The organism is Micromonospora marincola, from assembly GCF_056150385.1.
This window is the reverse complement of sequence record NZ_JAXCFT010000011.1, coordinates 61,601-82,527: the sequence shown is the minus strand read 5'-3', so window position 1 is coordinate 82,527 and position 20,927 is coordinate 61,601. Positions and strand designations below refer to the sequence as shown.

14 protein-coding genes are annotated in these 20,927 nt (G+C 71.7%); 7 read left to right on the top strand and 7 right to left on the bottom strand.

Annotated features, from left to right (window positions below; genetic code table 11):
• Window positions 1-4: 4 nt before the first annotated feature.
• Window positions 5-1,096 (top strand): alpha/beta hydrolase, encoded by a 1,092-nt coding sequence (locus SM450_RS21980; protein ID WP_474621637.1) that lies wholly within the window; start codon window positions 5-7, stop codon window positions 1,094-1,096.
• Window positions 1,097-1,152: 56 nt separating this feature from the next.
• Here SM450_RS21980 and SM450_RS21975 read toward each other — a convergent pair whose 3' ends face one another.
• Window positions 1,153-1,782, bottom strand: coding sequence for a helix-turn-helix domain-containing protein (locus SM450_RS21975; RefSeq protein ID WP_281590239.1), 630 nt, complete (start codon window positions 1,780-1,782; stop codon window positions 1,153-1,155).
• 141 nt (window positions 1,783-1,923) lie between these two features.
• On the opposite strand from SM450_RS21975, the gene SM450_RS21970 reads away from it, so the two are divergent.
• The 3 genes from SM450_RS21970 to SM450_RS21960 all read left to right on the top strand — a co-directional run bounded on the left by SM450_RS21970 (window position 1,924) and on the right by SM450_RS21960 (window position 5,322).
• Window positions 1,924-2,790, top strand: coding sequence for a methyltransferase domain-containing protein (locus SM450_RS21970; RefSeq protein WP_474621636.1), 867 nt, complete (start codon window positions 1,924-1,926; stop codon window positions 2,788-2,790).
• Between the two features lie 188 nt (window positions 2,791-2,978).
• Complete coding sequence (locus SM450_RS21965) at window positions 2,979-4,445, top strand: endo-1,4-beta-xylanase (protein WP_474621635.1); 1,467 nt, start codon at window positions 2,979-2,981, stop codon at window positions 4,443-4,445.
• A gap of 103 nt (window positions 4,446-4,548) precedes the next feature.
• Window positions 4,549-5,322, top strand: a complete 774-nt coding sequence (locus SM450_RS21960) for a hypothetical protein (RefSeq protein WP_474621634.1) — start codon at window positions 4,549-4,551, stop codon at window positions 5,320-5,322.
• A 52-nt stretch (window positions 5,323-5,374) separates the two neighbouring features.
• Here SM450_RS21960 and SM450_RS21955 read toward each other — a convergent pair whose 3' ends face one another.
• Window positions 5,375-9,601 (bottom strand): FG-GAP-like repeat-containing protein, encoded by a 4,227-nt coding sequence (locus SM450_RS21955; RefSeq protein WP_474621633.1) that lies wholly within the window; start codon window positions 9,599-9,601, stop codon window positions 5,375-5,377.
• A 144-nt stretch (window positions 9,602-9,745) separates the two neighbouring features.
• Between SM450_RS21955 and SM450_RS21950 the strand changes: the two genes are divergently transcribed.
• Together SM450_RS21950 and SM450_RS21945 are read left to right on the top strand one after the other, a co-directional pair.
• Entirely contained in the window at window positions 9,746-10,936 is a 1,191-nt protein-coding gene (locus SM450_RS21950; protein ID WP_474621632.1) for a cellulose binding domain-containing protein, read from the top strand.
• A gap of 23 nt (window positions 10,937-10,959) precedes the next feature.
• Window positions 10,960-12,090 carry a glycoside hydrolase family 53 protein gene (locus SM450_RS21945; RefSeq protein WP_474621631.1) on the top strand — a complete coding sequence of 377 codons (1,131 nt, stop codon included), beginning with the start codon at window positions 10,960-10,962 and terminating at the stop codon, window positions 12,088-12,090.
• Between the two features lie 58 nt (window positions 12,091-12,148).
• On the opposite strand, the gene SM450_RS21940 is transcribed toward SM450_RS21945, so the two are convergent.
• The 4 genes from SM450_RS21940 to SM450_RS21925 all read right to left on the bottom strand — a co-directional run bounded on the left by SM450_RS21940 (window position 12,149) and on the right by SM450_RS21925 (window position 18,096).
• A complete protein-coding gene (locus SM450_RS21940; protein ID WP_474621630.1) occupies window positions 12,149-13,696 on the bottom strand; it encodes a cellulase family glycosylhydrolase in 1,548 nt (515 codons plus the stop codon).
• 75 nt (window positions 13,697-13,771) lie between these two features.
• Window positions 13,772-14,632 (bottom strand): LacI family DNA-binding transcriptional regulator, encoded by an 861-nt coding sequence (locus SM450_RS21935; RefSeq protein WP_474621629.1) that lies wholly within the window; start codon window positions 14,630-14,632, stop codon window positions 13,772-13,774.
• A 19-nt stretch (window positions 14,633-14,651) separates the two neighbouring features.
• The gene (locus SM450_RS21930) at window positions 14,652-15,908 is read right to left on the bottom strand and encodes an ROK family transcriptional regulator (protein ID WP_474621628.1); all 1,257 of its coding nucleotides are present in this window, start codon (window positions 15,906-15,908) and stop codon (window positions 14,652-14,654) included.
• 130 nt (window positions 15,909-16,038) lie between these two features.
• A complete protein-coding gene (locus tag SM450_RS21925) occupies window positions 16,039-18,096 on the bottom strand; it encodes a cellulase family glycosylhydrolase (protein WP_474621627.1) in 2,058 nt (685 codons plus the stop codon).
• Window positions 18,097-18,575: 479 nt separating this feature from the next.
• Here SM450_RS21925 and SM450_RS21920 point away from each other — a divergent pair, with 479 nt between their 5' ends.
• Window positions 18,576-19,649, top strand: a complete 1,074-nt coding sequence (locus SM450_RS21920) for a LacI family DNA-binding transcriptional regulator (RefSeq protein ID WP_474621626.1) — start codon at window positions 18,576-18,578, stop codon at window positions 19,647-19,649.
• On the opposite strand, the gene SM450_RS21915 is transcribed toward SM450_RS21920, so the two are convergent.
• Window positions 19,625-20,872: a PP2C family protein-serine/threonine phosphatase gene (locus SM450_RS21915; RefSeq protein ID WP_474621625.1), complete on the bottom strand. Its 1,248-nt coding sequence runs from the start codon at window positions 20,870-20,872 to the stop codon at window positions 19,625-19,627. The two genes, SM450_RS21920 and SM450_RS21915, sit on opposite strands and share 25 nt — an antisense overlap.
• Between the last annotated feature and the right edge of the window lie 55 nt (window positions 20,873-20,927).

The window sequence follows — 20,927 nt, the reverse complement described above, 5'->3', positions numbered from 1 at the left end:
CCCGATGCCGCTCACCGTCGTGGTCGGCCCCGGCCTGGTGGCCGACACCGGGTTGCTGGCGTCGCTCGTCGCCGGCGCCTGCGCCGAACTGGACGTCACAGGCGAGGTGGTGAGCGCCGCCTCGGCCGACGAACTGCGGTCACTGCTCACCGCGCCGGACCGGCCGGTGGTGGTGCTGCCCGGCCCCACCCCACCGGCCCGCGCGTTGATCGGCGCGCAGCCGCCGCACGCGGTCTGGTACGACCTCACCGTCGAACCGCCTGTCGCCGGCGCGGTCCACCTGGCCGGCCGGGGACTGTGGGGCGTGACGTGGGCGATCCGGCACGCCGTGCACCGCTTCCGCGCGCCCGCGACCCGGGTCGCCTACGGTCCCCACCCGGAGCAGTGGGGTGACCTGCGGATGCCGTCGGTCCGGCACGACGCGCCCGCGCCGGTCGCGGTGCTGCTGCACGGCGGCTTCTGGCGGTCGGTCTGGGGCGCGGACCTGATGGACGCCCTCGCCGTCGATCTGACCGACCGTGGCTACGCGTCCTGGAACCTGGAGTACCGCCGTCCGGACCGGCACGGCTGGGACGCGACCACGGATGATGTCGAGGCCGGCGTCACCGCGCTGCGCGACCTCGCCGCCGACCGCCCGCTGGACCTGGGGCGGGTCGTGGTCCTGGGCCACTCGGCCGGCGGGCAGCTCGCCCTGCGGGCCGCGGCGGACCTCGCCGGACGCGCGGGCGGGCCACGTGTCGCCCTGGTGGTGTCGCTCGCCGGGGTGCTCGACCTCACCGAGGGCGAACGGCGTCACCTCGGCGACGGCGCGATCTCCGCGGCCCTGGGCGGCTCATCGGCGACGGCCCCCCGGCGGTACGCCGAGAGCGACCCGATGCTGCGGCTGCCCGTCGGCGTGCCCACCCTCCTCGTGCAGGGGGCCGCGGACAGCCCCGACCTGGTCGACGCGAACCGGCGCTACGCCGTGGCGGCGGCCGACGCGGGCGACGACGTCCGCCATCTCGAACAGCCGGGGGACCACTTCGCCGTCATCGACAGCGGCGCGGACATCTGGCGGGACACGATGGCGGCCGTGGACGCCCACCTGGGTCGCTGACGGCCGAATCGCCCTTCGTGTTCACGTACGTGAACAAATATGGAGTTCGGCGTGCCTCAGAACAGGCGGGGCGTGACCACCGAGACCACTGTGGTGACCGAGTCGGTGTCGTTGTACATCTGGTGCGGCACCGACGAGCGCAGGTGCACGCTGTCGCCGGGGCGCAGCCGGTGCTCCACACCCTCGACCTCGTAGAGCAACTCGCCGGAGATGACGTAGGCGAACTCCTCGCCCCGGTGCCCGTACGCGTTCTCCCGCCGCCCGCCCGGCGCGATGTGCACGAGCATCGGCTCCAGCACCAGGTCCGGCCCCCGGTCGGAGAGCATGCGATAGGTCTGTTGCCCGGACACGTACTGCGTGGCAGACGTTTCCGCCCTGGTCAGCGTGAAGTGCCGGGGAAGCGGGGAGACGTTGCTGTCCGACGCGCCGGTGCCGGCGTCGAAGAAGTCGGCCACCGAACGGTCAAGCGCCTTGGCGACGCTGCCGAGCGCGGTCAGGCCGATCGAGGAGATCCCGCGCTCGACCTGGGACAGGAAGCCGATCGACAGGCCGGCGCGGGAGGCGAGGCCGCGCAGGGTGAGCCCGCGCTCCTTGCGGTAGCGCCGGATCCGGGCCCCGACCACGCCGGCCGGGGTGCTCTCGTCCACAGCGCCGCCGGCGCCCGCCGGCTGCGGCCGGGTGTCCATGGACCGCACGAGGACCTCCTGTCGCAGGTGGCGGGGGAGTCCGCCGGAGATGTTCGATGCTATCGAACATGCCCGCGGGTGTGCGAGGGGTAGCCGGCCCGCAGTTCCCCGCACGGCGGCCGTCGGCGGGAGAATGCGGTCATGAGTTCATCGCAGCCCGGCGGCGACCCCGAGCCGGACCCGACCCCGGATCACCGCTACCTGCTCGACAACGCCCGGGTGGAGGCGGGCGATCGGTTCACCTGGCTGGCCGAGCTGTTCGACGGTGTCACGCGAGGCCACGTCGACCGGCTCGGCATGCGGGCGGGCTGGCGCTGCTGGGAGGTCGGCGCCGGCGGCCCCAGCATTCCCGAGGCACTCGCCACGGCCGTCGGACCGATCGGTCACGTGCTGGCCACGGACATCAATCCGGCCTGGTTGGACCCGCACGGCGGGTACGAGGTGCGCCGGCACGACATCGTCGCGGACCCGCCGCCGCAGCCGGGCACGTTCGACCTGGTGCACGCGCGGCTCGTCCTCGTCCACGTGCCCGACCGGGCCCGGGCGTTGGCGACGATGGTGGCGGCGTTGCGGCCCGGCGGCTGGCTGTTGGTGGAGGACGCCGACACCGAGTTGCAGCCGCTGGCCTGCCTCGACGAGGTCGGCCCGGCGCAGGGACGCGCCAACCGGTTGCGGCGCGCGGTCCGGGAGTTGATGACCCGCCGGGGCGCCGACCTGCGCTTCGGCCGGACGCTGCCCCGGGCGTTGCGCGCGGCGGGCCTGGTCGACGTCGCGGCGGCCGGCTGCTTCCCGGTCGGCGGGGTGGCCTGCGACCGGCTGGAGGCCGCGACGGTGCGCATGGTCCGCGCCGACCTGCTCGCCGCGGGGCTGGCCGACGACGCCGAGATCGACGCGCACCTGGCCGCCGTCGACGCCGGCGAACTCGACCTCACCCTTGCGCCGCTGATCTCGGCATGGGGGCGCCGCGCGATCGGGACACCCGTCGCAGATCGAATTGATTCGATATAGCATCGCGGCAGGGCAGCGTCACTCCGCCCGGGCGTACGACGCGGAGTGCTCGCCATCCACCGGACGGACCGGGTAGCCGGCCGGTGGCCACCGATTCGGGCGCGCCCGGCTGACGCCGGCTCGGCGTCCCCTGCGGCCTGCTGGTCCAGCGGTAGCGGACCGGACAGCACACCGAGGAGAAAGCACAGATGAACGACGTACCCGCTCGACCGAAACGCCGCACCAGGGGCGCCACCAGGCTGCTTCTGGGCGGGGCCTGCGCCCTGGCGATCACCGTGTCCTCGATGGCCGTGGCGACCTTCGCCAGCGCCGATCTCAGCGGACCGCCCGGGACCACGCTGAAGGCCGCCGCCGAACGCAGCGGCAGGTACTTCGGGGCCGCCATGGGGGGAGACCGGCTCAACGACTCGGGCTTCCTGACCATCGCCAACCGCGAGTTCGACATGATGACGGCCGTCAACGAGATGAAGCCCGACGCGACCGAGCCCAACCAGGGCCAGTTCGACTTCCGCGCCGGTGACGCGATCTACAACTGGGCCGTCCAGCACGGCATGCGGGTCCGTGGTCACACGCTTGCGTGGCACGCGCAGCAGCCGAGGTTCTGGGGCAGTCTCAGCGGCAGCGCCCTGCGGACCGCGATGATCAACCACATCAACGGCGTGATGGCCCACTACAAGGGCAAGTTGGCCTACTGGGACGTGGTGAACGAGGCGTTCGCCGAGAACGGCAGCCGGCGGTCGTCGAACCTGCAGTCCACCGGGAACGACTGGATCGAGGTGGCGTTCCGGACCGCGCGCGCCGCCGACCCGAGCGTGAAGCTCTGCTACAACGACTACAACATCGAGAACTGGACGTACGGCAAGACGCAGGGCGTCTACAACATGATCAAGGACTTCAAGGCCCGTGGCGTCCCGATCGACTGCGTCGGTCTGCAGACCCACTTCACCGGCGGCAGCTCGCTGCCGGGCAACTTCCAGCAGACGCTGTCGAGCTTCGCCGCCCTCGACGTCGACGTGGCGTTGACCGAGGCCGACGTCACGAACGCCTCGACCAGCCAATACCAGGGCATGGCCCAGGCCTGCGCGAGCGTCCCCCGCTGCGTCGGCATCACCACGTGGGGCATCCGCGACAGCGACTCGTGGCGCGGCAGCGAGAACCCGCTGCTGTTCGACCGCAACAGCAACCCCAAGGCGGCCTACACGGCAGTCCTCGGCGCGCTGAACGGCGCCTCCACCACGGTGCCGGGCACGAGCACGCCCCCGCCGACCACCGCCCCGCCGACGAGCACGCCCCCGACCAGCACCCCGCCGACGAGCACTCCGCCCACGAGCACCCCGACCAGCACGCCGCCGGGCGCCTGCACCGCGACCTACCGGATGGTCAACAGCTGGGGCGGTGGCTTCCAGGGCGAGGTCACCGTGGCCAACAACGGTTCCGCCACCCTCAGCGGCTGGACCGTACGGCTGACGCTCGCCGGTGGGCAGACCCTCGCCAACGTCTGGAACGGCATCAACACCGGCACCAGCGGGACGGTGAGTGTCCGCAACGCGGACTACAACGGTTCCCTCGGCGGGAACGCCTCGACCACCTTCGGCTTCCTGGTCAACGGCAGCAGCAACGCGGCACCAGGCAACCTCTCCTGCACCAGCCCCTGACCGTCGACACGCGCCGGCGCCCCGCGCCGGGACGCGGACCGGGCCCGGAGCCACCGGCTCCGGGCCCGGGTGCGCGACCGGCCGTCAACTCATGGAGGATGACATGCGTAGTTTCCTCGCGGTGTTAAGCGCCGCCCTGCTCCTCGGCACCGCGGCCGGCAGCGTTCCGGCCGGCGCGTCAGGTGCCTCCCCGCGCTCCTGCCCCCGGGGCGTGCTCTTCTGTGAGGACTTCGAGCGACTGCCGGCCGGCGGGCCCAGCACGCTGAAGTGGGGCGTCGACACCCGTCACGGCACGCTCACCGTCGAGCGTGCCCGCCACGGCAACCAGGTGCTGCACGTCCACACGGTCGACAACGGACGCGCCTTCCTGCGGGTCGACGACCTCGCCGCGCCGGGTAACCGCTTCTACGGCCGGATGCGTCTGCGCGTCGACGCCTTCCCCACCGCCCCGGACTGGGCGCACTTCACGCTCGTGGAGGCGACCGGCGCCGGCAGCGCGGAGGTCGTCCGTCCGATCGGTGGCCAGTACGCGCCCACCGTCCCCGGAACCTTCTGGGGGGTCGGCGCCGACGGGGGCCCGACCGGCGACTGGACCAACTGGCGGGAGTCCGCCCCGGTCACCGAGGACACCTGGCAGTGCGTCGAGTGGAAGTTCGACGCGGCGGACAACCGCGTCACGGTGTGGATCGACGGCGTCGCGAACCCGGAGCTGACCGCCTCCACGACCGAGCACGGCGGCAACGATGTGCCCTTCGTCCTGCCGACCGTCGACACGGTGAAGATCGGCTGGCAGCTCTACCAGGGCGGCACGACGCCCGGCGCGTTCGACCTGTGGATCGACGACATCGCCCTCTCCAGCAAGCGGCTCGGCTGCTGAGTCCCGGGGCGGGCACGGGTCTTCTCCGTGCCCGCCCCGACGACGTGGTCGGTCAGGAACAGCGGTTGGCGACGCAGAGCGGCGGGTCCGTACCGTCGCCGGGGATCGGCGGGCTCGGTTCGCCCGGCAGCGGTGTCGGGTTGCCGGGCGCGGGCCCGCCGGCCGCACCGTTGTTGAACCAGGCTCGAACGCCGCCCTGATCGTCGAGGACGAGGTAGTCGGCCCGGCGGTCGCCGTTGATCTCGGCGAGTTCCACCCGGCTACCCGGGTAGCCGGCCCCCGAGGCGACCTCGCCGAGCGACAGCCAGGCCGAGCCGGGTCCACCCCGGTTGTTGACCCAGGCGCGGATCTGCCCGTACGCACCGATGACGAGGTAGTCGTCGCGGCGGTCGCCGTCGAGGTCGGCGAAGGTGACGGTGTCTCCGGCCGCGCCGACGCCGGCGGCCACCTCGCCCTGTGCCGTCCAGGCCACGGCGTTGCCGGTGCCGGTGTTCAGCCAGCCCTGGACCTGGCCGAGGTCGCCGAGGACCAGGTAGTCGTCGCGGCCGTCGCCGTCGAGGTCGGCGAACCGCACCCGGTCGCGGGCGCCGGCGCCGGTGGCGACCTGACCCGCCGAGGTCCAGGCCACGTTGTCGCCGGTGCCCGTGTTGAGCCACAACCGGACCTGCCCCTGGTCGCCGACGAGCAGGTAGTCGTCGCGGCCGTCGCCGTTGAGGTCGGCGAACCGTACCTGCTCGCGCGGGCCGGCGCCGGCGGCGACCTCGTTCCGCCAGTCCCAGCCGACCCGGTCACCGTCGCGTACGTTGAGCCAGGCCCGAACCTGGCCCTGCGCGCCCACCGCGAGGTAGTCGTCGCGGCCGTCCCCGTTGAGGTCGGCCAGGCGTACCTGCTCCCGGCCGACGCCGCTTGTCGCGATCAGGCCCTGCCAGTCCCACGGGTCCGGGCGGCCGTACCTGTCGTTGAGCCAGGCTCGGACCTGCCCCTGCTCGCCGACGACGAGGTAGTCGGCGCGGCCGTCGCCGTTGACGTCGGCCAGGACGAGTTCGGCGCTTGTCGCGCCGACACCGCCGGCGACGTCTCCCTGATAGATCCACGGCCGTTCGCCGCCGACGTTGTTCAGCCAGCCACGGACCTGCGCCTGGTCGCTCACCGTCAGGTAGTCGTCGCGGCCGTCGCCGTCGAGGTCGGCGAACCGGACGCGGTCCCGGGTCGAGTTCACTCCGGAGGCGACCTCGCCCTGGTAACTCCACCCCCAGCCGCCTGCGCCGTACGCGTTCAGCCAGGCCCGCACCTGGCCCTGCTCACCGACGACGAGGTAGTCCGCGCGGCCGTCCACGTCGATGTCGGCGAAGCGGACCTGGTCGCGGGTGCCGCCGACCCCGGGGGCGACCGTACCCATGGCCGTCCAGGACACCGCGTCGCCGGTGCCGGTGTTGAGCCACGCCTGCACCTGGCCCTGATCGCCGACGAGCAGGTAGTCGTCGCGGCCGTCGCCGTCGAGGTCGGCGAACCGGACCTGCTCGCGGGGGCCGGCGCCCGCGGCGACCTCGCCCCGGAACTGCCAGCCGAAGCCGTCACCGCTACGCCGGTTCAGCCACAACCGGACCTGTCCCTGGTCGCCGACGAGCAGGTAGTCGTCGCGGCCGTCGCCGTTGAGGTCGGCGAAGCGGACCTGCTCGCGGGGGCCGGTACCGGCGGCGATCTCACCGACCCAGTTCCAGCCGGCCGGGCGGGGCCCTTCGGGCGGGTTGCCGGCCGGGCTGCCGCACGGGGCGGAGTCGCCGGCGACCGGGGGCCGGATGAGCCCTTCGGCCAGGGCGTCGGTGACGGCCCGGCCGAACGCGTCAGCCATCTTGCGGTAGCCGGTGTTGTTCGGGTGCAACGAGTCGGTCAGGTCCGCGGTGGTCACCGCGTTCATGCTTACCAGCCGTACCGACCGTCCTTCGTCGCGCAGTTCGTCGACGATGCCGGGGATGCGGGCGTTGTACTGCTGGATCCGGCTGTTGGTCACGCTCGTCGACGACGGCACGAGCGTGGCCACCAGCACGGTGGTCTCCGGAGCCAGCCGGAGGATGTGTTCGATGAGCGCCTTCAGCCGCGCCGGCGCCGCGGCGAGGTCGTCGCCGTAGGCCATGTCGTTGGTGCCGATGTGCAGGGTTACCACGTTGGGCCGGTAGCGGCGCACCGTGCAGTCGCCGACGAGCTCGTCGATCTGGCTGATCCGCCACCTCGGGTGCCCTTCGTGGTCGGTGTCGGGCAGTTGTCCGGAGTCCACCGACCCGACGAAGTCCAGCGCACCGGGCTTGGCCGCCAGTTGGTCCCACAGGCGGGCCCGGTAACCGGTCCCGGCCGGGGTTCCACCGACCCCGAAGGTGATGGAGTCACCAAGTGGAAGCACGCGCAGGTCCACGTTGCCCGGCGCCGGCGTCGTCACCGGCGGCGGCGCCGGCAACGGGCCGTCCGGATCCTCGGTCATCCCGAAGCTGTAGCCGGTGTCGACATTGGCTCCCGGCACGTTCCGTCGGGCGTACGGGATGGCGTTCCACCAGGTGAAGGCGCCTTCGTACCAGACCCGGTTGTCCCACTTGTAGGTCATGCCCTCCGGCACGCCGTGATAGAGGAACCGGCCCCTCGACCCGGCCGGCGCCCCGTTGCGCGCGTCGCCGCCGGGCAGCGCGAAGCTGTGGTGGCCGGGCCCGTTGACGTTGCGCACGGCACGGTACCCGGACATCATGGTCGCCGCGTTCGAGCCGAGCACGCAGCCGTTCGACTTGTACCAGTCCCACACGTACGTCGGGTCGCCGCCCTTGCGCAGCCGCAGGTCACCGAGGCAGTACTGCTCGCTCCACGAGCCGTTGGCCGAGTACGCGATGTGCAACTGCCCGTTCGGGTCGACGATCGGCTCCGGCGCCTCGTTGACGAAGGGCTCGCCGACGACCCGTTCCCACGACTCCCGCGGTTGCGAGATCCGGTACCGCGGCCCGGCCGGCGTGGTGGGGTTGGTCATCCGGGCGAGGTAGAGGTTCTGCTCGATGTTCGCGGTGCCCTCCCAGCCCGACCACACGAACCACAGTTGGTTGTCGAAGGTGAACGGCGCCCCGTCGATCGCCCACCTGTCGTCGGGCAGGTTCAGCTTCTGGTGGGTGCCGTAGCCGCTTGTGGGCGAGGACGAGCTGATGGCGTACATCCGGTGGGCGGCGCCCGCCCCGGCGGAGAAGTAGACGTAGTAGCGGCCACCGATGGCGACGAGTTGCGGCGCCCACAGCTCGGCCAGGCCGGGGTTGCTCCAGATCCTGTGGGGCGGCACGTCGCCCAGCCCGGCCAGGCTCGGCGCCGACCTCGTGTAGAGGCCGTCGCCACCGGACTCCACCGAATGGTAGGTGTCGCCGACCCGGATCACGCTCGGGTCGGCACCCCGGACGAACAGCCGCCCCGGGGTGGGCGGCGGCAGCATGTCCGGAAGCGGCCGACCTTCGACGTTCCAGCCGCGCATCTCCCAGGCGAGCTGCTCCTCCAGCTCGATCGCCAGCTCGGCGGCCTCCTCGGTCGCGACCGCGGTCGGCGCGCCGAAGACCGCCTGGAGCGCGGGGACCTTGGTGAGGATCCACTGGCCGATGTTCTTCAGCGCGCCCGGCAGATAGTTCTTCGCGAAGCCCGACGCCCACTTCTCCCAGACGAAGCCGACGGCCAGGCCGACGATCGTGCGGATGATGATGTCCACCCACGCCCCGCTTGTCGCCAGGTCGCCCGCGAAGGCGTGCGCGATCAGGCCGCTGACGAAACCGGTCACGGCCCCCTGCATCGGGGTGCAGATCAGCGGCACGGTCGCCGCGCCCACCCCGGAGGCCGTAAGCCATCCGATGCACAGGATCCGTAGCCCGTAGCCGGCGAGGGCGCCGACCGTCAGCGCGACGAGTTGGCTCCACCACGACGAGGACTGCACCTCCGCCGCCGGCACCGTGATCGTCATCCCGGCCCCGTCCGGGGTCAGGGTCAGCGCGCCGTCGAAGTCCGGCACCGAGGAGATGTCGAGGGTGGCTACCCCGCCGGGCGGATGGTCCCGCAGGTCCTGCTTGATCGACGCGCCGAGCCCGCCGTCCTGGCGGATCTCCGCCTGGATCTGCGGCACGACCTGGCGGATGACCGCCGGGTCCAGGCCCATGTCGGACGCCCGGAGGGTGAGCGTGAGGTCGGTGGCGGCCCGTGCGGGCGCGGCGCCGACGGCCACCACCATCACCGTGGCGAGCAGGATGGATATCGCGATCCGTGTTTTCTGCACAGCGGTATCCAACTGCCTGGATGTTCTTCAGCCGTGTCGCCCCGATGAACAATCCCGCAGCGCTGCTCGACGGTCGAGCCGCCGTGCTGACCGAGGCGTGAGACACGTTGGCGATCATCGATATCCTGCCGGCATCGTCGAGGTATGACAGGCGTCTCCCCGTCCACACTGTTCCGTCGCCTGCGGCCGGGCCCGCTGGCCGCCGTCGTGCTGTCGACTGCGGTGCTCGCCACCGCCCTGGGCGTCGTGCCGACGGCCTCCGCCGGCACCGTGGCGTCCACCGCGTACCCCGGGGTCGCCCCGGCGCCCGGCGGGGCCGCGGTGTCCGTCGCGGATCCGACCGGACCCCCGCCGTCGACGCCGACCACGGCGCCGAGCACGCCTAACACGTCGCCGTTCCCGCCGACCGTGCCGACGAACCTGACCGCGAGCCAGGTACGGGCCGGAACCGTCACCCTCACCTGGACGGCCTCCATGCCCGGCTGCTGCGCCGTCGTCGGCTACGACATCACGTACTACCAGGCGTTCGACGACGTCATCTACAGCGCCAGCGTCGGGAACGTCACCACCACCACGATCAGCAACTACCTTCGGCCGGGCCAGCAGTACTCGTTCCGGGTGGCCGCCCGGGACAGCCTGGGACACCGCTCGGCCTCGTCGGACACGCTCACCGTGGTCACCCCGGTGACGGACACCGGCCCGGACACCACCCCGCCGAGCGCCCCGCAGAACCTGACCGTCGGCGAGGTGACCGCCTCGACCGGCACGCTGTCCTGGTCGCCGTCGACGGACAACGTCGGCGTGCTCGGATACAACGTCTACCGGTTCGACGGCTGGTACACCTCCACGCTGATCGCCACCGTGCCGGGAACGACGTACACGGCGTCGCTGCCCCCGTCGACGCCGCTGCGGAACCTGTACTACGTCCGGGCCCGGGACGCGGCGGGCAACGTGTCGATCGCGACGAACACGGTCTCCCTGCCGACCACGTCCACCCCGACGCCCCCGCCGCCCTCGACCTGCCGGGTCACCTACCGGAACCAGTCCGAGTGGTGGACCGGTTTCGTGGCCACGCTGACGATCGAGAACACCGGGTCGGCGCCGATCGACGGCTGGATCGTCACCTTCAGCTTCCCGGGTGACCAGCAGGTCGTCTCGGCGTGGAACGCCACGGTCGGACAGACCGGCGCCGCCGTCACCGCCCGAAACGTCGACTGGAACCGCGTGCTCGCGCCGAACGGCTCCACGACCTTCGGTATCCAGGGGCGGTGGAGCGCCAGCGACGTGCCGCCTACCGCCTTCTCGCTCAACGGCGCTCCCTGCGTCGTGGGCTGAGCGCTTCCGAACGAAGGAGTCCCGTGAGCACACCTCCGCGCCGCCGCCCCAGAGTCCTGATCGGGGCCGTCACGGCCGGCGTCCTCGCCGTCTGCGCCACGCTCGGTGGCACACCCGCGCCCGTCTCCGCCGCGAACACGCTGAGCATGCGGGGCGCCGACGTCTCCTCGTTGCAGCGCAGCCTGGATCTCGGCGCGAGGTACTACGACGCCGGCGGCGTCGCCCGTGACCCGCTGGACATCCTGAAGTCCGTCGGCGTCAACTACGTCCGACTGCGCGTCTGGAACAGCCCGATCAGCGGCTACAACAACAAGAGCAAGGTGTTGACCCAGGCGAGGGCGGCCCGGGCGAAGGGCCTGAAGGTGCTCGTCGACTTCCACTACTCGGACACCTGGGCCGACCCCGGCAAGCAGTACAAGCCGGCCGCCTGGGCCGGCCACAACCTGAGCCAGCTCCGTACCGACGTGTACAACTTCACCTACGACGTCTGCGCCAGCCTCAGCGGGCAGGGCACCCCACCGGACAGTGTGCAGATCGGCAACGAGATCAACGTCGGGATGCTGTGGAACGAGGGCAAGGTCGTCAACAACGACTTCGCCCCGCTTGCGAGCCTGCTGAAGCAGGGCTACAACGCGACCAAGGCGTGCGGCGGCGGCATCCCGGTGATGATCCACACCGCCGACGCCGACAGCAACGCCAACGCCCGCTGGTTCTACGACGGCATCCGCGCCCAGGGCGTGCAGTGGGACATCACCGCGCTGTCGTACTACTGCATGTGGCACGGCACCCTGGCCAACCTCTACAACAACATCGTCGACCTGCGCGGTCGCTACGGCAGGCCGGTGGTGATCGTGGAGACCGCGTACCCCTTCACCCGGGCCGACGCGGACGGCGAGCCGAACGCCATCGGCGACGCGACATGCGACGGCATCGGCGCGACCTGGGCCGGGCAGGCCCAGGAGTTCGACTGGGTCCAGAACACGGCCCGCAACGCCGGGGCCATCGGTGTCTTCTACTGGGAGCCGACCTGGTACGCCGTGCGGGGTAACGGCTGGGACCCGGCCAACATCAACGGCACCGGGAACCAGTGGGACAACATGGCCGTCTTCGACTGGTCCGGCCGGGTGAACCCGAACGTACGCTGGACGCCCTGACCGGCTGTGGGGTGTGGGCGCGGCTCCGCCGCACCCACACCCCACAGTTGAGGTCTTGCTACGGCGTCACGGTGAGCAGGTGGGCGCGGTAGCCCTCGCCGTAGCTCTTGGTCGGGGTGCCGTTGTAGTCCTCGATCAGCACGTTGCCGCCGCTGCAACCCCACGGGTTCCAGGTCCACGCGGTGTAACCCAGCCGGTTGCGGTCCAGCCAGGTCATCAGCTTGTCGATGTAGTCGTGCGCGCAGGTGTCCTGGCCGATCTCACCGGCGTGCACCGGCACCTGCGCGGCCACCGCGCCGATCTGGCTGTCCCAGCAGGTCTCGGTGACGCAGGCGTTGAAGTTGTACGAGTGCCACGAGGCCACGATGTTGTCGCGCGGGTCGGTCGGCTTCCAGGTCAGCCACTGGCTCAGGTCGTTGGTCCAGGTCAGGCCGGGGACCAGCAGCACGTTCGTGGCGCCGGTGGCGCGTACCGCGTCGACCAGTTCCTGCATGCCGGCGACCGGGTAGGTGATGCCGGTGCAGGTGCCGCCGTCGCGCAGGCACTTCCAGGCGGCGGTCATGTCCGACCAGTTGTTGGCGGCGTCCGGGTAGGGCTCGTTGAACAGGTCGAACAGCACCGCGTCGTTGCCTTTGAACGCGTTCGCCACCCCGGTCCAGAACTGCGGCGTGTACTGCCGGCTCGGCATCGGCTTCTGGCAGGTGGCGTTCACGTCGGAGCAGGCCGAGATGTTGCCTGTGTACTGGCCGTGGGTCCAGTGCAGGTCGAGGATCGGGTTGATCCCGTTGGCGACGAGCAGCTTCACGTAGTCCTTGACCGCCTGCTGGTAGGTGGCGCCGCTCGGCGAGCCGGAGAGGCCCAGCCAGCAGTCCTCGTTGAGCGGGATCCGGACCGCGCGGATGTTCCACGCCTTCATCGCGTTGACGGACGCCTGGTCGACCGGGCCGCTGTCCCACATGCCCTTGCCCTGTACGCAGGCGAACTCACCGCTGGCCCGGTTGACGCCGAGCAGGCGGTAGGTGGCGCCGCCGGCCGTCAGCAGCCGGTTGCCGGAGACGCGCAGGCTCGGCGCGGCCCCGCCGGGTGGGGTGGTCGTCGGGGGAGTGGTGGTCGGCGGGGTGGTCGTGGGCGGGGTGGTGGTGGGCGGTGTCGTGGTCGGTGGGCCGGTGGGCGTCGTCGGGGACGGGCTGGCCGAGCCGGTGCAGGTCGTGCCGTTGAGCGCGAACGAGGAGGGTACGGGGTTGGCGCCGCTCCACGATCCGTTGAAGCCGATGGTGGTGGAACCGCCGGTGGCAAGCGCGCCGTTCCAGCTCAGGCTGGCCGCCGACACCCGCGCGCCGGACTGGGACCAGGTGGCGTTCCAGCCCTGGGTGACCCGCTGGGCGGCGTTGGGGAAGTCGAACGTCAGGGTCCAGCTCGTCAGCGCGGAGCCGAGGTTGGTGATGGCGACGTTGCCGGTGAATCCGCCGGTCCACTGGCTCTGCACGGTGTAGGCGACCGTGCAACCGGTGGTCGCGGCCGTGGCGGGCAGGGTGACCGCGACCAGGCTGGCGGCCACGAGCGTGCCGGCGGCTGCCGACGCCAGCAGGGCATGACGACGTGTCATTGATGCTCTCCTGAGTGCTAGAGGGGAGCGTCGATGGGAGCGCGTCTCGGAGCTTTGTTTATTAACCTCATTAAGTCAAGCTGGTCGATGTGCCTGTCGGGGTGCGGCGGTCGTCTCCCGGGCGACCACGGTCTCGGTGTCGCACCACCGTTCCGGCACCGCCTCGCCGTCGACGAGCCGCAGCACCGACCGGCCCACGAACGCGCCGAACGTGTGCACGTCCAGGCTCATCGTGGTGAGCGCCGGCGAGGCCAGGCGGCAGAGGCTGGAGTCGTCCCAGGCGATGAGGCTGACGTCGCGGGGGACCTGACGCCCCGACTCGGTCGCCGCGCGCAGGCCCGCCACCGCCATCAGGTCGTTGTCGTAGATGATCGCGGTGGGTGGCTCGGGGTCGTCCATCAACCTGGTGGTCAACGTCGCGCCGGACTCCTCCGAGTAGTCGCCCTCCACGACGACGACGTCGACCGCGGCCACCGCGGCGGCCGAGCGCATGGCGGCCGTGCGGGTGCGGGTGTGCAGGAGCGCGCCGGGTCCGGTGACCCGGGCGATCCGGCGGTGCCCGAGGTCGACCAGGTGCGCCAGGGCCGCCCGCATCGATCCGACGTCGTCCCGGCGTACCGCCGGGGTGCCGGGGGTCGGCTCACCCGCCACCACGACGGGCAGGCGGAGGTCCCGCAGCACCGCCGGCCGGGTGTCGTCGACCGACGGGTTCACCAGCACCACCGCGTCGACCAGGCGCTGCCGTGCCCACCTGCGGTACGCGTCGACCTCGGCGGCGTGGTGCGCGACGACGTGCAGCAGCACCGATCGCCCGTGTTCGGCGAGGCGTTCCTCGATGCCCGCGATGAACTCCATGAAGAACGGCTCGGCGCCGAGCAGGCGGGGCGGTCGGGCGAGCACCAGGCCCACCGCGCTCGTTTGCCACACGTCGTCCATTCCGCTCCTCCCGGTTCCGTCAGCCGGCCGACTCGGTGAGCCGGGCCCGCTCGGGCGGGCGTGGACCATAACCCAACGGGACGAGTTCGGATTCGAGGACCAGGGCGGCGGCCCCGACGGCCGACGCCGTGGCGGCGGACCGGGAGAGGCGTACGTCGACGGTGTGCGTGCCCCGGGAGAAGGACGTCCGCAGCTCGTGCCGGACGATGGGGAGATACACCGATCCGGCGGCGGCCAGGCTCGGCCCGGTCAACACGAGCACCTCGAGGTCCATGAGGTTCGCCAGGGTCCGGGCGGCTGCGCCGACGTGCCGGGCGGACCGTTCCAGCAACGCCAGCGCGTGCGGCTCGCCCCGCCGCGCGGCGCGGCTGATCGCGGCGAAGTCGGCGACCACCGAGGGCCGCCTGGCCGCGGCGGCGAGACCCGTCGCGCGGGCCGCCGCCGGGTCCGATCGTGCGGCGGCGACCACCGCGGCCGGCCCGGCCACCGCCTCCACGCACCCCCGGGCGCCGCACCAGCACCGCGGGCCGTCGGCGGACACGCACACGTGCCCCAACTCGCCGACGTTGCCGCTCGGCCCCCGGTAGGTGACGCCGCCGATGACCAGGCCGGCGCCGATGCCGGTGCCCATGTAGAGGGCGGCGGCCGAGGTGGCGGCGCCGAACCCGCCCGTCCAGTGCTCGCCGAGCGCCGCCGCGGTCGAGTCGTTGTCAAGCACCACAGGCAGCGCCGTCACCTGCCCCAGCGCCGAGGACAGCGGAAACCCGGTCCACTGTCGCATGGCCGGGGCGAGGCCCACGTCCGGTGGGCCGCCGATGCCCCGAGCGGCGTCGACCGGGCCCGGAAACACCAGGCCGACGCCGAGGATCCGGGCCCGTTCCACGCCGACGCCGTCGACAAGCGTGGCGATCTCGGCGGCGATCCGTGCGACGACGACCGCCGGCTCCTCGGCGCCCGCGCCCGGCCGGGAGATCCGGGCCACCACGGCGCCGCCGAGGTTGGTCAGGGCGTACGTGATGACGCCGTGGTCCAGGTGCACGCCGACGGCGTACCGGGACGTGTGGTCGAGCTGGAGCAGGACCCGCCGCTTGCCCCCGGTCGACTTCGCGTGCCCGGTCTCGACCACCAGGCCCTCGTCGATGAGCTTCCGGACCAGGTTGGAGATCGTCGGCGCGGTGAAGCCGGTGGCCTTGATCAGGCCGACCCGGCTGATCGTGCCGGCCGCCCGGATCGCGTCGAGAACGACTGACTTGCTGCTCGCTGCTGGTCCGCTCACTGCTTCTCTGCCACGGCTGGTGGGTCGGCCGTGGCAAAGCATACAGGGATCCCGATGCCGTGGGGTCGACGGCGATCGAAGCCGGCGACGGCGGTGCCGCGGCGGGACAATTCCGCGGCACCGCCGGGCATCAGGTGGCGGCGCCGGTCACCGACGTGCCGGCCTTGGTGATGCGGTACGAGATCTTCGTGCCGCTCCAGAAGTGGAAGGTGAGGGTGACCGTGCCGTCGTTCACCTCGGCGAAGAACTCCGGCTTCAGGATGATGGTGCCGGCGGTGTAGTCGGGTTGGAAGTTCCCCCAGAACTCCTTGTACGGCGTCCAGTTGGCCGGGCCGGCGGGGCTGCCGTCGGCGTAGGTGGCCTCCATGGTGGCGAGCTGGTCGCCGCGGAACTGGGTGGGGATGGCGAAGGAGCTGGTCGTGCCGGTGGTGGCCGACTGGGTGGGCGGCTCGGAGCTGATGATGTCGATCCGCCAGGGCACGCCCTGGGAGAAGCGGGCCTCGATGCTGGAGTTGACGCCGTACGCCCGGTTGCCGGCGAGGCGGGTCAGCGCCGCCGAGGTGAGCGTGACCGTGGTGCCGGAGACGGTGTAGTCGGCGCCGCTCGCCAACTGCGTGCCGCCCTGCCAGAGACCGCGGAACGTCAGGCCGTTGAGGTTGAGCGTAAGCGATTTGGCGGTGATCGTGCCGGTGCGCGGCACGTACACCTGGTCGCTGGAGGCGGTGCCGGAGCGGGTGGTCAGGCTCGCCTTGAGCATGTCGTACACGCCCTGGTCGCGCCACCGCAGCTCGGCGCGGTTCAGGAACTGGCCGGCGTCCCACAGCATCGTGGTGAGGTTCCGCGTGCGGGCGTGGTAGCCGACCGCTTCGAGGTATTTCAGGAACTCACCCCGTTCGATGATGCCGGGTCGGGTGTGGTCCCAGGCGAGCAACGCCCACTCGCCGATGATGACCGGGATGCCGTGGGCGACGAAGGTGTCGTGGACCCGGTCGAACGTGCCGACGAGATCCTGCTCGACATTGGTGTCGTAGCGGGTGCCGCCGGCGATGTTCACGCTGAACGGCCACCACCCGTAGAAGTGCACGGTGGCGGCGAGGTTCGGGTCGTGCAGTTGGCTGATGCCGGCCGCCAGCGCGTCCAGCCGGGCCTGCTCGCCGCTTGTGTGCAGGGTGGGCAGGACCAGCAGCCGGGTGGCGTTGTTGCCGCCGGTCGCGCGCACGAGGCGGACGAACTCGGCGTTGAGCTCGCGCGTCGCGGTGTCACCCTGCTCGTCGGTGATGTCGGCGAACTGCGGCTCGTTGATGCTCTCGAAGACCAGCTTCGACGAGTAGCCACGGAACGTCGTGGCGAGCTGCGTCCAGAGCGCCCGGTAGCGGTTCGTCACGCCCGTCCGGTCGGCGGGATAGGTGTTGAGCCACTGCCAGGAGTCGTGGTGGAGGTTGACCATCACGTAGAGATCCTCGGCGAGGGACCAGTCGACGATCTGGCGGACGCGGTTCAACCACGTCGCGTCGATGGTGTAGTCGGGCGCCGGGCCGTGGTGGTTGCTCCACGTGATCGGCAACCGGATGCTGCGGTAACCCTGCGACCGTACGTGTCGCAGGAGCGCCTGCGTGGTCAGGGGATTGCCCCAGGCGGTTTCGTCCGGGATGGCGTCGAGCGTGTTGCCGAGGTTCCAGCCGGGTTGCATCGCGGCCACCGTGGCCATCGGGTCGCCGGCCGGGGGCGGGGTGGTCGGTGGCGTCGACGGCGAGGTGGTGGGCGTCGGGGTGGGGGAGGGCGTCGACGACGGGCTCGTCGTCGACGACGGCGTGCCGCCGGGGCCGGTGCAGGCGACGCCGTTGAGGGTGAAGGCGGCCGGCGCGGTGTTGCTGCCCGACCAGGATCCGTTGAAGCCGAAGGACGCGGTGGCGTTCGTGCCGATGGCGGCGTTGTAGCTGACGTTCGTCGCGGTGACCTGGCTGCCCGACGAGGTGACCGTGGCGTTCCACGCCTGGGTCACCCGCTGGCCGGACGGGAACGTCCAGGCCAGCCGCCAGCCGTTGACCGGGTCGCCGAGGTTCGTCACGTCCACCGCGGCGGTGAACCCGCCCGGCCACTGCGACGACACCGCGTACGCCACCCGGCAGCCGGCGGCTGCCTGGGCGCCGACGGGCATCATCATCGACGCCGTCAGCACCGCTGCCACGCCGCCGGCGAGCATGCCGACACGGAGGCGAGTTCTTCGTATGCTCTGCAGACTCATCGCGTTCTCTCTTGCCGTTGTGGGCGGCGCGCCGCGGGTCGATCGCCGACCCGGGGCGCCGCGTGGGTTGCGGTGCGCCAGAGGTCTCCACGTCGGAAGCGAGCGGAGACGCGCGCGACGCGCGCAGGGTGGGTTCTCGCGGAGGCTGCCCGTTGCCTCCGCCGAACGCTGCACGGCTCCCGCAAGCCATGGAAACTTTCCATACACGATGGAAAGTTTCGGGCCGAACGCTACGCCCCTCCATGACGAGCGTCAATGCATCGCACGGCTACTCCGTTCGCGTCGGAGATGCCGCGCGAGCCGGGAGGCCGCCTCCTCGCCGAGAAACTTTCCGGCACCGCGGACGGCGGTCGGACACGGGGACCGGACAGGGCGATATCCTTGCGGCGCGAACCGTCGGGACCGGCGTGGGGGGAGTCAGGTTGTCGCACGCCGAGTCGGACGAGGTGGTCGCCGAGCGGGCCGACGCGGGCGGCGCTCCCGGCCGGCCGGTGACGATCTCCTACATCGCGGAGACCGCCGGGGTGTCGGTACCGACCGTCTCGAAGGTCATCAACGGGCGTTCCGGCGTGGCGTCGGAGACGCGGGCCCGCGTCGAGGCGCTGATCAACCGGTACGGATACCGCAGGCCGACCGCGTCCACCCGCAGCAACCTGGTCGAGCTCGTCTTCGACCAGTTGGAACACATGTGGGGCGTCGAGGTCATCCGCGGCGTGGAGCAGGTCGCCCGCGAGAACAGGGTGGGCGTCGTGCTCACCGAGTTCGGCCCGGAGCGCAGCGCGGTCCGGTACTGGATCGACGACACGCTCGCCCGCCGCCCGGACTGCGTCATCTCGGTCGCCCAGTTGTCGAGCGAGCAACGCGACCAGTTGCGCGCCCGGGGCATCCCCTTCGTCGTCTTCGATCCCACAGGCGAGCTGCCCGACGGGGTTCCCTTCGTCGGAGCGACGAACTGGGCGGGTGGCCGGTCGGCCACCCGGCACCTGATCCACCTTAGGCACCGCCGGATCGCGATGATCGTCGGCCGGGACCGGATCCTGTGCTGCCGCGCGCGTCTCGACGGCTACCGCTCCGCGATGGAGGCGGCCGAGCTGCCGGTCGGCGCCGACCTGGTGGAGCGGGCCGATCTGACCGTCGAGGGCGGCCGGGTCGCCGCGCTGCGCCTGCTCGGCCGCGCCGACCGCCCGACGGCGATCTTCGCCAGCAACGATCTCCAGGCGGTGGGGGTCTACCACGCCGCGCGTCAGCTCGGGCTGCGGATCCCGGCTGACCTGAGCGTGGTGGGCTTCGACGACCTGCCCATCGCCGCTCTGGTCGATCCGCCGTTGACCACGGTCCACCAGCCGCTGGCCCAGATGGCGGTGGCGGCGACCGAGCTGGCGCTCGCGCTCGGGCGCGGCGAGCGGACGCCGAGCACCGGGATCGAGTTGGCGACCACGCTCACGATGCGGAGCAGCACGGCCGCCCCGGCTCACGACTCCGTCAGCAACGGGTGACGTGCCGCTGAGGTGACCGGTTCCAGGTCCGAGCGGTCGGGCGCCGGGCTGCGCCACTCGGCGAGCAGCACTGTCGCGTCGTCCTGTAGGCAGTCGTCCTGATGTTCGAGGATGGCGTGCACGAGCCGGCGGGCGGTCTCGGGCAGGGGCAGCCGGTCGGCGAAGGCCTTGGTGGTGAACTCCACCAGCCGCTCCATCCCGAACGCCTCGCCGTCGGGGGTGCGGGCCTCGATGATGCCGTCGGTGTAGAGCAGCACGTGGTCGCCGGGCTGAAGAGCCTCCTCGACGACCGCCGGCGGGCGGCGGTCGCCGAGGGTGACCGGAAGGGCGGTCGGGGTGGGGAGGATCTTGGCGACCCGGCCGTCGCGCAGCACGATTCCGCTCGGGTGGCCCGCGGAGATGACCCGCAGGACGCCGCTGCGCTGGTCGAGTTCGGCAAGCACCGCGGTGATCATCCCGTACCTGTCGTGGGCGCGGACCGTGTCGTCGATGAGGTGGTAGGTGTCGGTCAGGTCCAGGCCGGTCCGGCGGGCGTTCCGGTAGGCGGCCAGGGCGATCGAGACGAGCACCACCGCGCGCATCCCACCACTGGAACCGTGGCCGGCGGCGTCGAAGAGCGCCAGGTGCGCGATGTCGCCGTTCACCGCGTAGTCGAACGCGTCACCGCCCACGTCGTAGCACGGTTCGAGGATGCCGCTGATGATCAGATGCCCGGTGGAGAAGGTCAGCGGCGGCAGTTGCGCGCGCAGCATCTCCGCCGCCAGCCGCATCGGTTGCCGGCGTCGGACCAGCTCGATCCGGTCGCTGTACAGACTGCGCGTGGTGATCAGCTCGGCGAGTAGCGTCGCGACCGCGCCGCAGTCGTCGAGGCTGTCGTCGCTCAACGGTTCGTCGGCGACGACCTCCAGCACGCCCATGCGTTCGTTGCCGTCGACCACCGGCACCCAGGCCCGTACGCCGTCCGCACCGCTGCCGCCGACGTATGTCGACGCCGTGCTGAAGGCCCGCCCCGCGAGCGTGCCGTCGACGTCGATCGGCTCGCGGGCCGGCGCGCTGCCGCCCAGCAGCGGCAACAGCAGCCGCTGCTGGTGATCGACCAGGTAGATCACCAGCACGCGCGCGTCAAGCAGGTGCGCGGCCCGCATCGCCATCTCCGGCAGGTCGTCCGGGCGGGCGTGGTGCGACTGCTGCAGCAACTGCCGCAGCGACTCCAGGCTGCTCACGCGCGTCCTCTCCGGCGTCACCCCGGGGCAGGGGTGGCTCAGCCATTAGACAGGA

Excerpts from the sequence above, each read along its gene's own strand:
- SM450_RS21935 (WP_474621629.1), bottom strand. The coding sequence starts at position 14,632 with ATGGACGACGTGTGGCAAACGAGCGCGGTGGGCCTGGTGCTCGCCCGA.
- SM450_RS21965 (WP_474621635.1), top strand. The coding sequence starts at position 2,979 with ATGAACGACGTACCCGCTCGACCGAAACGCCGCACCAGGGGCGCCACC.
- SM450_RS21950 (WP_474621632.1), top strand. The coding sequence starts at position 9,746 with ATGACAGGCGTCTCCCCGTCCACACTGTTCCGTCGCCTGCGGCCGGGC.
- SM450_RS21970 (WP_474621636.1), top strand. The coding sequence starts at position 1,924 with ATGAGTTCATCGCAGCCCGGCGGCGACCCCGAGCCGGACCCGACCCCG.
- SM450_RS21975 (WP_281590239.1), bottom strand. The coding sequence starts at position 1,782 with ATGGACACCCGGCCGCAGCCGGCGGGCGCCGGCGGCGCTGTGGACGAG.
- SM450_RS21960 (WP_474621634.1), top strand. The coding sequence starts at position 4,549 with ATGCGTAGTTTCCTCGCGGTGTTAAGCGCCGCCCTGCTCCTCGGCACC.
- SM450_RS21980 (WP_474621637.1), top strand. The coding sequence starts at position 5 with ATGCCGCTCACCGTCGTGGTCGGCCCCGGCCTGGTGGCCGACACCGGG.
- SM450_RS21940 (WP_474621630.1), bottom strand. The coding sequence starts at position 13,696 with ATGACACGTCGTCATGCCCTGCTGGCGTCGGCAGCCGCCGGCACGCTC.